This window comes from Pseudomonas sp. Pseusp11 (assembly GCF_047304405.1).
Lineage (GTDB): Bacteria > Pseudomonadota > Gammaproteobacteria > Pseudomonadales > Pseudomonadaceae > Aquipseudomonas.
Genome location: NZ_JBGLZF010000005.1, coordinates 113,988 through 128,511, shown reverse-complemented (window position 1 = coordinate 128,511; position 14,524 = coordinate 113,988). Strand labels below are relative to the sequence as shown.

14 protein-coding genes are annotated in these 14,524 nt (G+C 57.1%); 11 read left to right on the top strand and 3 right to left on the bottom strand.

The features are described from left to right. Nucleotide 1: 1 nt before the first annotated feature. Genes recF through dnaA form a run of 3 tightly spaced genes read right to left on the bottom strand, consistent with a single transcriptional unit; the run spans nucleotide 2 to nucleotide 3,783 of the window. Nucleotides 2–1,105, bottom strand: coding sequence for a DNA replication/repair protein RecF (gene recF, locus ACCC96_RS05975; RefSeq protein WP_018927321.1), 1,104 nt, complete (start codon nucleotides 1,103–1,105; stop codon nucleotides 2–4). Nucleotides 1,106–1,125: 20 nt separating this feature from the next. Next, on the bottom strand, nucleotides 1,126–2,229 hold the full coding sequence (gene dnaN / locus ACCC96_RS05970) for a DNA polymerase III subunit beta (protein ID WP_007903001.1): 1,104 nt from the start codon (nucleotides 2,227–2,229) through the stop codon (nucleotides 1,126–1,128). Nucleotides 2,230–2,268: 39 nt separating this feature from the next. Continuing rightward, entirely contained in the window at nucleotides 2,269–3,783 is a 1,515-nt protein-coding gene (gene dnaA, locus ACCC96_RS05965; protein ID WP_026346036.1) for a chromosomal replication initiator protein DnaA, read from the bottom strand. A gap of 568 nt (nucleotides 3,784–4,351) precedes the next feature. Between dnaA and rpmH the strand changes: the two genes are divergently transcribed. From rpmH to atpB, 11 genes are all read left to right on the top strand, one after another. Next, a complete protein-coding gene (gene rpmH / locus ACCC96_RS05960) occupies nucleotides 4,352–4,486 on the top strand; it encodes a 50S ribosomal protein L34 (RefSeq protein WP_003213577.1) in 135 nt (44 codons plus the stop codon). A gap of 16 nt (nucleotides 4,487–4,502) precedes the next feature. Next, nucleotides 4,503–4,904, top strand: coding sequence for a ribonuclease P protein component (gene rnpA / locus ACCC96_RS05955; protein ID WP_026286513.1), 402 nt, complete (start codon nucleotides 4,503–4,505; stop codon nucleotides 4,902–4,904). Next, entirely contained in the window at nucleotides 4,897–5,142 is a 246-nt protein-coding gene (gene yidD / locus ACCC96_RS05950; protein ID WP_003213574.1) for a membrane protein insertion efficiency factor YidD, read from the top strand. Before rnpA ends, yidD begins: the two co-directional genes overlap by 8 nt. A gap of 2 nt (nucleotides 5,143–5,144) precedes the next feature. Beyond that, nucleotides 5,145–6,830 (top strand): membrane protein insertase YidC, encoded by a 1,686-nt coding sequence (gene yidC, locus ACCC96_RS05945; RefSeq protein WP_018927323.1) that lies wholly within the window; start codon nucleotides 5,145–5,147, stop codon nucleotides 6,828–6,830. Nucleotides 6,831–6,909: 79 nt separating this feature from the next. After that, nucleotides 6,910–8,280, top strand: a complete 1,371-nt coding sequence (gene mnmE, locus ACCC96_RS05940) for a tRNA uridine-5-carboxymethylaminomethyl(34) synthesis GTPase MnmE (RefSeq protein WP_018927324.1) — start codon at nucleotides 6,910–6,912, stop codon at nucleotides 8,278–8,280. Between the two features lie 550 nt (nucleotides 8,281–8,830). Further along, a complete protein-coding gene (mnmG, locus tag ACCC96_RS05935) occupies nucleotides 8,831–10,729 on the top strand; it encodes a tRNA uridine-5-carboxymethylaminomethyl(34) synthesis enzyme MnmG (RefSeq protein WP_413695207.1) in 1,899 nt (632 codons plus the stop codon). Next, nucleotides 10,726–11,370 (top strand): 16S rRNA (guanine(527)-N(7))-methyltransferase RsmG, encoded by a 645-nt coding sequence (gene rsmG / locus ACCC96_RS05930; protein ID WP_007934329.1) that lies wholly within the window; start codon nucleotides 10,726–10,728, stop codon nucleotides 11,368–11,370. Before mnmG ends, rsmG begins: the two co-directional genes overlap by 4 nt. An 18-nt stretch (nucleotides 11,371–11,388) precedes the next feature. Further along, nucleotides 11,389–12,186 (top strand): ParA family protein, encoded by a 798-nt coding sequence (locus ACCC96_RS05925; protein WP_007934331.1) that lies wholly within the window; start codon nucleotides 11,389–11,391, stop codon nucleotides 12,184–12,186. 9 nt (nucleotides 12,187–12,195) lie between these two features. Beyond that, nucleotides 12,196–13,068 carry a ParB/RepB/Spo0J family partition protein gene (locus ACCC96_RS05920; RefSeq protein WP_007934333.1) on the top strand — a complete coding sequence of 291 codons (873 nt, stop codon included), beginning with the start codon at nucleotides 12,196–12,198 and terminating at the stop codon, nucleotides 13,066–13,068. A gap of 148 nt (nucleotides 13,069–13,216) precedes the next feature. Further along, nucleotides 13,217–13,624, top strand: a complete 408-nt coding sequence (locus ACCC96_RS05915; protein WP_007934335.1) for a F0F1 ATP synthase subunit I — start codon at nucleotides 13,217–13,219, stop codon at nucleotides 13,622–13,624. A gap of 16 nt (nucleotides 13,625–13,640) precedes the next feature. Continuing rightward, a complete protein-coding gene (atpB, locus tag ACCC96_RS05910; protein WP_007934337.1) occupies nucleotides 13,641–14,510 on the top strand; it encodes a F0F1 ATP synthase subunit A in 870 nt (289 codons plus the stop codon). Nucleotides 14,511–14,524 lie beyond the last annotated feature (14 nt).

Sequence of the window (14,524 nt, the reverse complement as noted above, 5' to 3'; positions counted from 1 at the left end):
TTCACTCCCGATGGTCGTGGGTCTGGGTGATACGGCCCTGTTCCACGTGGAACAAAGCGACTGGCGTTTCCGTCTGCCAGCCTTCCCTCAATAATTCGTGATCTACACAGGTGATAAAAACCTGGCAGCGTAAGTCTTCCAGCAAGCGACAAAGCGCGCGACGGTGGTGCTCGTCCAGTTCGGACGGCAAGTCATCCACCAGATAAATACACTGGCCGCGTCGGGCCTGGCTGACCAAGTGCCCTTGGGCAATCCGCAATGCACAGACCACCAACTTCTGCTGACCACGGGACAAGATGTCCGCGGCGTTATGTGCGCCTAATCGGAGACGCAAATCAGCCCGTTGTGGTCCGGCCTGGGTATGACCCATTTGCTGATCCCGCTGAAGGGATCCAGCGAGCACTGCACTCAACTCACGGTCTTTGTCCCAGCCTCGGTAATAGCTGAGCGTCAAGCCCTCAAGCTCAACCAGTTCGCTCAAGGTCTGTTCAAAGACTGGTTTCAAGGCTTTGATGTAAGCGCGGCGGTATTCATCTATTTCATCGCTGGCCTGGCACAGTTCCCTGTCCCAAACCGCTTGCGAAACGGCGTCAAGTGTACCATGCCGCAGCCAAGAGTTTCTCTGGCGCAAGGCCTTCTGCAAGCGCTGCCACGTAGACATAAATCGCGGTTCCACGTGGAACACACCCCAGTCGAGAAACTGCCGGCGAATCTTCGGCGCGCCTTCCAGCAGGCGGAAGCTGTCCGGGTTGATCAACTGCAGCGGCAGGATCTCCGCCAGTTGTGCCGCACTACGGGCGTTCTGCCCGTCGATACGGATCTGGAACTCTCCCTGACGATCGCGAGATATCCCCAATGCGCTGTGCCCGCCCTCGGCCAACTCGACCTGGCCAAATACCGTGCACGCCAATTGCTCGTACTGAATGACCGGCAACAGGCGGGTGCTACGAAACGAACGGGCAAGCCCCAGCAGATGAATGGCTTCCAGAACACTGGTTTTGCCGCTGCCGTTGGCGCCGTAAAGAATGTTGATTCGGGGGGAGGGGGAGAAGGTCACCGGGTGCAGATTGCGCACCGCGGTGACCGAGACGCGACTTAAGGACATCTAGCTTCTGCTGAGCATGATTACAGACGCATCGGCATGACAACGTAAGCCGAGTCGTCGTTGTCGGACTCTTGCACCAGCGCACTGCTGTTGGAGTCGGACAGGATCAGGCGAACCTGCTCGGTGGTCATCACGCCCAATACGTCGAGCAGGTAGCTCACGTTGAAGCCGATTTCCAGAGAGCCGCCGTTGTACTCAACGCCCACTTCTTCTTCCGCTTCCTCCTGCTCCGGGTTGTTCGCCTGGATCTTCAGCTGACCGTTGGCCAGTTGCAGACGGATGCCGCGGTACTTCTCGTTGGACAGAATCGCGGTACGGCTGAACGCTTCACGCAAGGCTTGGCGATCGCCGAGTACCAGCTTGTCGCCACCTTTAGGCAGAACGCGCTCGTAGTCAGGGAATTTACCGTCGACCAGTTTCGAGGTGAAGGTGAACTCGCCGGTGGTGGCACGGATGTGGTGCTGGCCCAGCACGATGCTGACGTTGCCATCCGGCTCGGTCAGCAGACGCGCCAGTTCCAGAATACCTTTGCGTGGCACGATGACCTGATGACGATCCGGCTGACCGATATCGGCCTGCATCGAGCACATGGCCAGACGGTGACCGTCGGTCGCCACGGCGCGGATGATCCCGGCCGAGACTTCCAGCAGCATGCCGTTGAGGTAGTAACGCACGTCCTGCTGCGCCATGGCGAAGCTGGTGCGTTCGATCAGGCGACGCAGTTTGCTTTGCTCCAGGCTGCAGGTCAGCGAACCCGGGCCTTCTTCCACCGTCGGGAAGTCATTGGCCGGCAGGGTCGACAGGGTGAAGCGGCTACGGCCGGCCTTCACCACAAGCTTCTGCTCGTCGACCTTGATGTCGATCAGCGCATCGTTCGGCAAGCTCTTGCAGATGTCCATCAGCTTGCGCGCAGGCACAGTGATGGAACCCGGGTCTGCAGGCTCTTCGAGTTGCACACGACCGACCAGCTCGACTTCCAGGTCGGTACCGGTCAGCGACAGTTGCTGGCCTTCGACAACCAGCAGCACGTTGGAAAGCACCGGCAAGGTCTGTCGGCGCTCGACGACGCCTGCGACCAGTTGCAGGGGTTTCAACAGGGCTTCGCGTTGAATGGTGAAATGCATGGTCTAGTCCCTTGCCTTAATAAGCTGCGCTGGTGTTCATCAAGTGGTCAGTGTACGCAGCAGGTTCTTGTAGTCCTCGCGGATGTCCGCGTCGGATTCCTTAAGCTCGTTGATCTTGCGGCAGGCGTGCAAAACAGTCGTGTGGTCGCGGCCGCCAAACACATCGCCGATTTCCGGCAGGCTGTGGTTGGTCAATTCCTTGGACAACGCCATAGCGACCTGACGCGGACGTGCTACCGAGCGTGAACGACGCTTGGACAGCAGGTCGGAGATCTTGATCTTGTAATACTCAGCGACGGTGCGCTGAATGTTATCCACAGAGACCAGTTTATCTTGCAACGCCAACAAGTCTTTCAGGGATTCGCGAATCAACTCGATGGTGATGTCGCGGCCCATGAAGTGCGAGTGGGCGATCACGCGTTTAAGCGCGCCTTCCAGCTCACGGACGTTGGAGCGAATACGCTGGGCAATGAAGAATGCCGCGTCGTGTGGCAGATCGACTTTGGCCTGGTCGGCCTTTTTCATCAGGATCGCTACGCGGGTTTCCAGCTCCGGCGGCTCGACGGCAACCGTCAGGCCCCAGCCAAAGCGGGATTTGAGGCGTTCTTCAAGGCCTTCGATTTCTTTCGGATAGCGGTCACTGGTGAGAATGACCTGCTGGCCACCTTCGAGCAGGGCGTTGAAGGTGTGGAAAAACTCTTCCTGCGAACGTTCCTTGCGAGCGAAGAACTGAATGTCATCGATCAGCAACGCATCCACCGAACGGTAGAAGCGCTTGAACTCGTTGATCGCGTTCAGCTGCAGCGCCTTGACCATGTCGGCCACGAAACGCTCCGAATGCAGGTACACGACCTTGGCATTCGGGTTCTTCTTTAATAGGTGGTTACCCACAGCGTGCATCAAGTGGGTTTTACCCAAACCGACGCCGCCATAAAGGAAGAGTGGGTTGTAACCGTGTTTAGGGTTGTCCGCCACCTGCCAGGCCGCAGCCCGTGCCAGTTGGTTGGACTTACCTTCGACGAAGTTCTCGAAGGTGAATGTGCGGTTCAGGTAGCTGGTGTGCTTGAGCGCACCTTCGACCTGCACCGTGCGCTGCTCGGAACGAACCGGGGCCTGTTGCGAACTGGCGCCGGCCATAGGGTCGAAGCTGTCGCGGGACGGCTCTTCACTGACCTCGGCAACTTTTTGCGTCGAACGCTTGGTCGGTGCCGGTGCCGGAGCAGGAGCGCTGACCGGTGCGGCCGCCGCCTGAGCCTGGGACGCCGCAGCGGCCAACGGGGCATTGGGTGCCGCACGCGGTGCCGAACTGCGTTTGCTGCCTATTAATAAGGAAAGCGCCGGCGCCATGCCATTGCCGTGCTCATCCAGCAGTTCAAGGACGCGGCCCAGGTACTTTTCGTTTACCCAGTCGAGAACAAAACGATTCGGTGCGTAGACACGCAACTCGTCGCCTTCGGCTTCGACCTGTAGCGGGCGGATCCAAGTGTTGAATTGTTGGGCAGGCAGCTCATCGCGCAAAAGCTCCACGCACTGCTGCCAAAGTTCCACTGACACGGATATCCCCTAAGTTGAAAGCCGGTGAGGCAAAAACAAGCGGTCATTGTAGCGGCCAGACGCCCACTTATCCACATGCAGGTTGCGCGCAGGGCATGAATTATCAACGCGTTAACCCTCAAAAAGAAGACCAACGGTATGTGCATAAGCTCTGTGGATAACCGCCCATGAGGGCACTGGACAAGTGGAGGCGAAACTCGGTGGATAACCTGCCTGTGGATAACTGATCTTTCCACACACAGCTTATCCGATAGCACAGCACAGGCTGATCACCGTTTTCCACTGTAGTTGTCATTCTCTGTACATCACGGTTTTTAAGGGCTTAAGGCAGTTATCCACAGATGATCGCGTGCCTAGCTTTTACAAGCTTTACAGAAAAGCTTTAAATAATTCCCTTCTTTATTTCTATATCTAGCGAACGACCTGCGGACGAGCAAATCCTCTGGAGATCTATTTATAAGGAAACGTTGGTTGGAAATTGACCTAGAGGCTTGCTTTCTCTAGAATCCCCGGTCTCTTAAAACGGGGGCCATTCCGGCCCGTTGTGGACGAACCAGGTAACACGACAATGAAACGTACTTTCCAACCAAGCACTATCAAACGCGCTCGTACCCACGGTTTCCGTGCTCGCATGGCTACCAAGAACGGTCGTGCCGTCCTGTCGCGTCGTCGCGCCAAAGGTCGTGCGCGTCTGGCAGTTTGATAATCCGGCACTGGAGGTGAGTCAGGACTTCAGTCGGGATAAGCGTCTGCTTACTCCCCGGCATTTCAAGGCAGTCTTTGACTCCCCTACCGGCAAGGTTCCGGGGAAAAATCTCCTGCTCCTTGCGCGCAATAACGATCTTGATCACCCCCGTCTCGGGCTGGTTATCGGGAAAAAGAGCGTAAAGCTCTCCGTCGAGCGCAATCGCCTCAAACGTCTGATGCGCGAATCGTTTCGCCTGAACCAGGATTCACTGGTCGGTTGGGACATTGTTATCGTCGCGCGCAAAGGTTTGGGTGACGTAGAAAACCCCGAATTGATTCAGCATTTCGGCAAACTCTGGAAACGTCTGGCACGCAGCAAGCCGGTACCAGCAGTCAAAGCCGAAACTGTAGGGGTAGACAGTCCCGATGCGTAAACTGGCACTCGTTCCGATCCAGTTTTATCGCTATGCCATTAGTCCCCTGATGGCCAATCACTGTCGTTTCTACCCCAGTTGTTCCTGCTACGCGTTAGAAGCCATAGAAAATCATGGCCTTCTGCGCGGTGGCTGGCTGACCTTTCGTCGTTTAGGTCGCTGTCATCCGTGGAATCCCGGTGGTTATGACCCGGTTCCACCTATCCCTACCTCCCGTTCTTCTTCGATGGCCGAGTAATCATGGATATCAAACGCACGATCCTGATCGTCGCCCTGGCAATCGTGTCCTACGTTATGGTTCTTAAATGGAACCAGGACTATGGCCAGGCTGCCCTGCCGACTCAGAATGTTGCTTCCAGTACTACCGCACCGGGTCTACCGGATACGGCGACTGGCAATAATGCTTCCGCCAGTGACGACATCCCGCGCGCCGCAAGCGATACCAGTGCAACTGCACCTGCTGAAACGCCAGTGGCTGCAAGCAAAGACCTCATCCAGATCAAAACGGATGTGCTCAACCTGGCTATCGATCCACAAGGTGGTGATGTTGCCCAGTTGACGCTGCCGCTGTATCCACGTCGCCAGGACCATCCGGAAATTCCATTCCAGCTGTTCGATAACGGCAACGAGCGGACTTATCTGGCTCAGAGCGGCCTGATCGGCACCAACGGTCCGGACGCAAGTCCTGCCGGTCGTCCGGTTTACTCCTCCGAGAAGAAGATTTATCAACTGGCTGACGGTCAGGACCAATTGGTCGTGGACCTGAAGTTCAGCAAGGACGGCGTCAACTACATCAAGCGTTTCACCCTGAAACGTGGCCTGTATGACGTAACCGTTTCCTACCTGATCGACAACCAGAGCGCTCAGCCCTGGTCCGGTGCAATGTTCGCGCAACTGAAGCGTGATGCCAGTTCCGATCCTTCTTCCAGCACTGCCACCGGCACCGCGACTTACCTGGGCGCCGCCCTGTGGACAAGTAACGAGCCGTACAAGAAAGTGTCGATGAAGGACATGGACAAGGCTCAGCTGAAAGAAACCGTCAGCGGTGGCTGGGTTGCCTGGTTGCAGCATTACTTCGTGACCGCGTGGATTCCGGCCAAGGGCGAAAACAACGTCGTCCAGACCCGTAAAGACAGCAAAGGCAACTACATCATTGGCTACACCGGTCCTTCTCTGACCGCTGCGCCAGGTGCCAAGGTTGAAACCAGCGCCGTTCTGTACGCAGGTCCAAAAAGCCAGGCTGTGCTGAAACAGTTGTCCCCAGGCCTGGAACTGACCGTCGACTACGGCATTCTGTGGTTCATTGCCCAGCCAATCTTCTGGTTGCTGCAACATATCCACGCGCTGGTTGGTAATTGGGGCTTCTCGATCATCTTCCTGACCATGCTGATCAAGGGGATTTTCTTCCCGCTGTCGGCCGCCAGCTACAAATCCATGGCACGCATGCGTGCAGTGGCACCGAAACTGGCCGCGCTGAAAGAGCAACATGGCGAAGACCGGCAGAAAATGTCGCAAGCCATGATGGAGCTGTACAAGAAAGAGAAGATCAATCCACTGGGTGGCTGCTTGCCAATCCTGGTGCAGATGCCGGTTTTCCTTTCGCTGTACTGGGTTCTGCTGGAAAGCGTGGAAATGCGCCAGGCGCCATTCATGCTGTGGATTACTGACCTGTCGATCAAGGATCCGTTCTTCATTCTGCCGATCATCATGGGCGCAACCATGTTCATCCAGCAGCAGTTGAACCCGACGCCTCCGGATCCGATGCAGGCCAAGGTGATGAAGCTGATGCCAATCATCTTCACCTTCTTCTTCCTGTGGTTCCCGGCCGGTCTGGTACTGTACTGGGTAGTGAACAACTGCCTGTCGATCGCCCAACAGTGGTACATCACTCGTAAGATCGAAGCGGCTACCAAAGCAGCTGCCTGATTTACACTGTGGATAACCACTCAAAACGCCCCCTAGTGGGGCGTTTTGCTATCTGTCACTTTTGTCTGGATACCGGTTTATGAGCGTTCCTCGTGAAACCATCGCAGCCGTCGCCACCGCTCAAGGTCGCGGCGGTGTGGGCATCGTCCGTATTTCCGGGCCGCTGGCGAGTGTGGCGGCCAAAGCCATCAGCGGCCGCGAACTGAAACCGCGGTTCGCCCATTACGGCCCGTTCCTCAGTGAAAATGAAGAGGTGCTGGACGAAGGCATCGCGCTGTATTTCCCGGGACCGAATTCGTTCACCGGCGAAGATGTGCTGGAGCTGCAGGGCCACGGCGGACCAATCGTCCTGGATATGTTGCTCAAACGCTGCCTGGAACTGGGCTGCCGTCTGGCCCGGCCGGGTGAATTCAGCGAACGCGCCTTCCTCAATGACAAGCTTGACCTGGCTCAGGCCGAAGCTATTGCCGACCTGATCGAGGCGAGTTCTGCACAGGCAGCACGAAATGCGCTGCGTTCGTTGCAAGGAGCGTTTTCCCAGCGTGTGCATAACCTTACCGAGCAACTGATAGGCCTGCGCATTTACGTCGAAGCGGCCATCGACTTCCCTGAAGAAGAAATCGACTTCCTCGCCGATGGCCATGTACTGAGTATGCTGGATAAAGTGCGCGACGAATTATCCACAGTGCTTCGGGAAGCCGGGCAGGGGGCCTTGCTGCGTGACGGCATGACGGTAGTCATCGCCGGTCGGCCGAATGCCGGCAAGTCCAGCCTTCTGAATGCCTTGGCCGGACGTGAAGCCGCGATCGTGACCGAGATTGCCGGCACGACCCGGGACATTCTTCGCGAACATATCCACATCGATGGCATGCCGTTACATGTGGTCGACACTGCCGGGCTGCGGGATACCGATGATCAGGTGGAAAAAATCGGCGTTGAACGGGCATTGAAAGCCATCGGCGAAGCGGATCGGGTGTTGCTGGTGGTCGATGCCACCGCTCCCGAGGCCCTTGATCCATTTGCCTTGTGGCCTGAATTCCTTGAAACCCGCCCGGATCCTGCAAAAGTGACGCTGATTCGTAACAAGGCAGACCTGACGGGCGAAGCAATTGCCCTGGAAGTCAGTAACGATGGCCACGTAACGATCAGTCTCAGTGCCAGGTCCGCCGGCGAAGGCCTGGAGTTGTTGCGCGAGCATCTCAAGGCTTGCATGGGTTACGAGCAGACCTCTGAAAGCAGCTTCAGTGCTCGCAGGCGTCACTTGGAGGCACTGCGCCATGCGAGTGCGTCCCTCGAACACGGCCGCGCACAGCTGACGTTAGCGGGTGCCGGTGAACTGCTGGCCGAAGATTTGCGGCAAGCCCAGCAGTCCTTGGGCGAGATCACCGGGGCATTCAGCTCCGATGATCTGCTGGGCAGGATCTTCTCCAGCTTCTGCATCGGTAAATAATCCTTCTGCGTTACCCACAGACAGGCCGTTCTGGCCTGTCTGCTCCCCTTCTTCTGAAATAGCCCTCCGCTCCCGAGCAGATTTTTCTGTTCGCGCGGATTTTCCGTGCCCGGGATTTGCCCGGTCAGCCCTTTTCTGTGGATTAAGCCCTGTGAATAACTGCCGCTAAGGGCAGTTGATAACAAGGCCTCAAAACTGAAGATAACCGCCGCTGTGGATAACAACCCCTTTCATCCACAGGCTTACACCGGTTATCCAAGGGCCTCCTCGGCACATGACCACAGGGTTTTGAATCTCTGTACACATTGAAAATAAAGGCCTGTATGAATCTATCCACAGAAAGGTGGGTCAGTAGAAATAAACATAAAAACAAAGATTTAATAAATTTCTCTCTTTTTAATTTCTATAACCCCGACTTCTCCACAGCTGGTTAAATTTTGTGCAAAGGGTTCTTTAGGAAGGGCGAAGTCCCTATACTTGCCGACCAGGTCCAAGAACCTGAGCTCAAACTATTCCGGATTACCTGACTAAAGCAGGCACGAGGTGCGTGGTGGATTTCCCTTCCCGTTTTGAAGTGATCGTCATCGGCGGCGGTCATGCCGGTACCGAGGCAGCACTTGCATCAGCACGTATGGGGGCAAAAACCCTGTTGCTGACGCATAACGTGGAAACCCTCGGTGCCATGAGCTGCAACCCCGCCATTGGTGGGATCGGCAAAAGCCATCTGGTCAAGGAAATCGATGCCCTGGGCGGCGCGATGGCCATGGCTACCGATAAAGGCGGTATTCAATTTCGCGTATTGAACAGCCGCAAAGGCCCAGCCGTGCGTGCCACTCGCGCCCAGGCAGATCGAGTGCTGTACAAGGCCGCTGTCCGCGAAGCTTTGGAAAACCAGCCGAACCTGTGGATATTTCAACAGGCCGCGGACGACCTGATCGTCGAACAGGAACAAGTGCGCGGCGTTGTCACCCAAATGGGCCTGCGTTTCTTCGCCGACTCCGTGGTGCTGACGACGGGCACCTTCCTCGGTGGACTTATCCACATCGGCATGCAGAATTATTCCGGCGGTCGCGCCGGTGATCCGCCTTCGATTGCCCTGTCTCATCGTCTGCGTGAACTGCCGTTGCGTGTCGGTCGCCTGAAAACCGGTACTCCGCCGCGTATCGACGGTCGGTCTGTGGATTTCTCGGTCATGACCGAGCAAGCCGGTGATACGCCGATCCCGGTAATGTCGTTCATGGGCTCCAAAGAACAGCACCCGAAACAGGTCAGCTGCTGGATCACCCACACCAACGCCCGGACCCACGAAATCATTGCCGCCAACCTCGACCGTTCGCCGATGTATTCCGATGCCGGGTTGATCGAAGGCATCGGCCCACGTTATTGCCCATCGATCGAAGACAAGATCCACCGCTTTGCCGACAAGGAAAGCCACCAGGTCTTCATCGAACCGGAAGGTTTGACCACTCACGAGCTGTACCCGAACGGGATATCCACATCCTTGCCGTTCGACGTGCAATTGCAGATCGTGCAATCGATCCGCGGCATGGAAAACGCGCACATCGTGCGTCCGGGCTACGCCATCGAGTACGACTACTTCGACCCGCGTGACCTGAAATACAGCCTGGAAACCAAAGTGATCGCCGGTTTGTTCTTCGCCGGGCAGATCAACGGCACCACCGGTTACGAAGAAGCCGGCGCCCAGGGTTTGCTGGCCGGAGCCAACGCCGCACTGCGAGCCCAGGGCAAAGAAGCCTGGTGCCCGCGTCGCGATGAAGCGTACATCGGCGTTTTGGTTGACGACCTGATTACCCTCGGTACCCAGGAACCGTATCGGATGTTCACATCCCGCGCCGAATACCGCTTGATTCTGCGCGAAGACAACGCCGACCTGCGCCTGACCGAAAAAGGTCGCGAACTGGGTCTGGTGGATGACGTGCGTTGGGCGGCTTTCTGCAAAAAACGCGAAAGCATCGATCTGGAAGAACAACGCCTGAAAAGTACCTGGGTCCGCCCGGGCACCGAACAGGGCGATGCGATTGCCGAGAAGTTCGGCACGCCGCTGACCCACGAATACAATTTGCTCAACCTGCTGAGCCGTCCGGAAATCGACTACGCTGGTCTGATCGCCGTGACTGGCGGGGGCGCAGAAGATCCACAGGTCGCCGAACAGGTCGAAATCAAGACCAAATACGCCGGTTACATCGACCGTCAACAGGATGAAATCGCACGCCTGCGGGCCAGCGAAGACACCAAACTGCCTGTGGATATCGATTACACGAACATCTCCGGTCTCTCCAAGGAGATCCAGAGCAAGCTCGGTGCGACCCGTCCAGAGACTTTGGGCCAGGCGTCGCGGATTCCGGGCGTGACCCCTGCGGCGATTTCGCTGTTGATGATTCATTTGAAAAAACGCGGCGCGGGCCGTCAGTTGGAGCAAAGCGCTTGAGTTCGTTGGTTACCTCGCAACATGCAGAAGAGTTATCCACAGGTGCTCGCCAGCTCGGTGTCACACTGACGGAAGCCCAGCACGCTCAGCTGCTGGGTTATCTGGCCTTGTTGATCAAATGGAACAAGGCTTACAACCTGACCGCCGTGCGCGATCCGGACGAAATGGTCTCCCGTCACCTGCTCGATAGCTTGAGCGTGATGTCGTTCGTCGAAAACGGTCGCTGGCTCGACGTTGGCAGCGGCGGCGGTATGCCGGGTATTCCTTTGGCGATCCTGTTTCCAGAGTCCCAGGTGACCTGTCTGGACAGCAACGGCAAGAAAACCCGCTTCCTGACCCAGGTCAAACTCGAACTCAAACTGGATAACCTGCAAGTTATCCACAGTCGCGTCGAAGCCTTCCAGCCTGAACTGCCATTCAACGGGATCATTTCCCGGGCGTTCAGCAGCATGGAGAACTTCAGCAACTGGACTCGCCATTTGGGCGACGCCGATACACGCTGGCTGGCAATGAAGGGCGTTCATCCCGCCGATGAGCTGGTAGCATTGCCGGCAGACTTCCACCTCGATAGCGAACACGCCCTGGCCGTACCCGGTTGCCAAGGCCAACGCCATCTGCTGATACTGCGCCGCACGGCATGATTGGGAACACAAGCAAGAATGGCTAAGGTATTCGCGATAGCGAACCAAAAGGGTGGTGTGGGCAAGACCACCACCTGCATCAACCTCGCAGCTTCCCTGGTCGCTACCAAGCGTCGGGTGCTGTTGATCGATCTTGATCCACAGGGCAACGCCACCATGGGTAGCGGTGTGGATAAACACGGCCTGGAAAACTCGGTCTACGATCTGTTGATCGGTGAATGTGATCTGGCCCAGGCCATGCACTATTCCGAACACGGTGGTTACCAGTTGTTGCCGGCCAACCGCGATCTGACCGCGGCCGAAGTCGTTCTGCTGGAAATGCAGATGAAGGAAAGCCGCCTGCGCAGCGCGTTGGCGCCGATCCGTGAAAACTACGATTACATTTTGATCGACTGCCCGCCATCGCTGTCGATGCTCACGCTCAATGCGTTGGTTGCCGCCGACGGGGTCATTATCCCCATGCAGTGTGAGTACTTCGCGCTCGAAGGGTTGAGCGACCTTGTGGATAACATCAAGCGCATTGCCGAACTGCTGAACCCGAACCTGAAAGTCGAAGGCCTGTTGCGGACCATGTACGACCCGCGCCTGAGCCTGATGAACGACGTCTCGGCGCAGCTCAAGGAACACTTTGGCGATCAGCTCTACGACACCGTGATTCCGCGCAACATCCGTCTGGCCGAAGCGCCAAGCTATGGCATGCCGGCGCTGGCGTACGATAAATCATCGCGCGGCGCGATTGCCTACCTGGCATTGGCCGGTGAGATGGTTCGCCGTCAACGCAAAAATTCACGCACCGCCGCTGCCCAGGCAACTTAAGGAATCCCCATGGCCGTCAAGAAACGAGGTCTCGGACGTGGACTGGATGCACTGCTGAGTGGTCCGACTGTCAGCTCGCTGGAAGAACAAGCGGTGCAAGCCGACCAGCGTGAGCTGCAGCACCTGCCCCTGGACCTGATCCAGCGTGGCAAGTACCAGCCACGTCGGGACATGGATCCTCAGGCGCTGGAAGAGCTGGCGCAGTCGATCAAGGCCCAGGGCGTGATGCAGCCGATCGTGGTTCGCCCGATTGGCAGCGGCCGCTTCGAAATCATCGCCGGCGAACGCCGCTGGCGCGCCAGCCAGCAGGCTGGCCAGGAAACCATCCCGGCGATGGTTCGCGATGTGCCGGATGAAACCGCCATCGCCATGGCGCTGATCGAGAACATCCAGCGCGAAGACCTCAATCCAATCGAAGAAGCGGTGGCCTTGCAGCGTTTGCAGCAGGAATTCCAGCTGACTCAGCAACAAGTGGCCGAGGCTGTGGGTAAGTCCCGCGTCACCGTGGCCAACCTGTTGCGCCTGATTTCGTTGCCGGAAGTCATCAAGACCATGCTGTCTCACGGCGACCTGGAAATGGGTCATGCCCGTGCCTTGCTGGGTTTACCGGAAAACCAACAGGTTGAAGGGGCGCGACATGTTGTCGCACGGGGGCTGACTGTGCGCCAGACTGAAGCACTGGTTCGCCAGTGGTTGAGTGGCAAACCGGAGCCTGTGGAACCGGCAAAACCGGACCCGGATATCGCCCGGCTCGAGCAGCGCCTGGCCGAGCGCCTAGGCTCTGCGGTGCAGATCCGCCACGGAAAGAAGGGTAAGGGGCAGTTGGTGATCGGCTACAACTCTCTTGATGAACTTCAAGGTGTGCTCGCACACATCCGCTGAAACAATTCCTCTTGTAGCGTGAAGTCGGAAATCACTACCTGACAGTTGAATAGGGGCAGAACCGCCCCTATACTCTGCGCGCATTTTGTCGGCACAAATTATGCCAAGTTATTGAATTTCGGCAGCCGACCATTGGGGAGCAAAAGTGATGGAAAACCGCACGCCAGACCGCTTGCCTTTCCATCGATTGGCTGTTTTTCCGGTGTTAATGGCTCAACTTGTCGTTTTGCTGATTGCCGCTTTGGCGCTCTGGCGATGGTATGGAGTCGTTGCCGGGTACTCAGGACTTTGCGGAGGCCTGATAGCCTTGCTTCCCAATATTTATTTCGCTCACAGGGCATTTCGGTTTTCCGGCGCCCGAGCAGCTCAAGCCATCGTCCGGTCTTTTTATGCCGGCGAGGCGGGCAAACTGATTTTGACGGCAGTGCTGTTTGCATTGACGTTTGCAGGTGTGAAGCCATTGGCGCCGTTAGCAGTATTCGGCGTCTTCGTGCTGACCCAACTGGTCAGCTGGTTCGCTCCCCTGCTTATGAGAACAAGACTTTCGAGACCTTAGGGCGTTTGAGGCAACCATGGCAGAAACAACCGCTTCGGGCTATATCCAGCACCACTTGCAGAACCTGACCTTCGGTCAGCTACCCAACGGCGGCTGGGGCTTTGCCCACTCCGCAGCAGAAGCCAAGGAAATGGGCTTCTGGGCTTTCCACGTCGATACCCTCGGCTGGTCGGTCGCATTGGGTCTGATCTTCGTTCTTCTTTTCCGCATGGCGGCAAAGAAGGCGACTACCGGTGTACCTGGTGCTTTGCAGAACTTCGTTGAAGTATTGGTCGAATTCGTCGATGGCAGCGTGAAAGACAGCTTCCATGGCCGTAGCCCGGTGGTTGCACCACTGGCACTGACCATCTTCGTCTGGGTGTTCCTGATGAACGCCATCGACCTGGTACCGGTCGACTGGATTCCTCAGCTGGCCATCCTGATCTCCGGCGACCACCACATCCCGTTCCGCGCCGTGTCGACCACCGACCCGAACGCGACTCTGGCCATGGCCTTCACGGTATTCGCGCTGATCATTTTCTACAGCATCAAGATCAAGGGCCTCGGCGGCTTCATTGGCGAGCTGACCCTGCACCCGTTCGGCAGCAAGAACATCTTTGTTCAGGCGCTGCTGATTCCGGTGAACTTCCTGCTGGAATTCGTGACCCTGATCGCCAAGCCGATCTCCCTGGCTCTGCGTCTGTTCGGCAACATGTATGCCGGTGAGTTGGTGTTCATTCTGATCGCTGTGATGTTCGGCAGCGGTCTGCTCTGGCTTAGCGGCCTGGGCGTAGTTCTGCAGTGGGCGTGGGCTGTGTTCCACATCCTGATCATCACCCTGCAGGCATTTATCTTCATGATGCTGACCATCGTTTACCTGTCGATGGCGCACGAAGAGAACCATTAAGACCAGTCTCGACT

Coding starts and splice junctions, on each gene's coding strand:
- recF (WP_018927321.1), bottom strand. CDS start 1,105: ATGTCCTTAAGTCGCGTCTCGGTCACCGCGGTGCGCAATCTGCACCCG.
- dnaN (WP_007903001.1), bottom strand. CDS start 2,229: ATGCATTTCACCATTCAACGCGAAGCCCTGTTGAAACCCCTGCAACTG.
- rpmH (WP_003213577.1), top strand. CDS start 4,352: ATGAAACGTACTTTCCAACCAAGCACTATCAAACGCGCTCGTACCCAC.
- yidD (WP_003213574.1), top strand. CDS start 4,897: ATGCGTAAACTGGCACTCGTTCCGATCCAGTTTTATCGCTATGCCATT.
- yidC (WP_018927323.1), top strand. CDS start 5,145: ATGGATATCAAACGCACGATCCTGATCGTCGCCCTGGCAATCGTGTCC.
- mnmE (WP_018927324.1), top strand. CDS start 6,910: ATGAGCGTTCCTCGTGAAACCATCGCAGCCGTCGCCACCGCTCAAGGT.
- ACCC96_RS05925 (WP_007934331.1), top strand. CDS start 11,389: ATGGCTAAGGTATTCGCGATAGCGAACCAAAAGGGTGGTGTGGGCAAG.
- ACCC96_RS05920 (WP_007934333.1), top strand. CDS start 12,196: ATGGCCGTCAAGAAACGAGGTCTCGGACGTGGACTGGATGCACTGCTG.
- ACCC96_RS05915 (WP_007934335.1), top strand. CDS start 13,217: ATGGAAAACCGCACGCCAGACCGCTTGCCTTTCCATCGATTGGCTGTT.
- atpB (WP_007934337.1), top strand. CDS start 13,641: ATGGCAGAAACAACCGCTTCGGGCTATATCCAGCACCACTTGCAGAAC.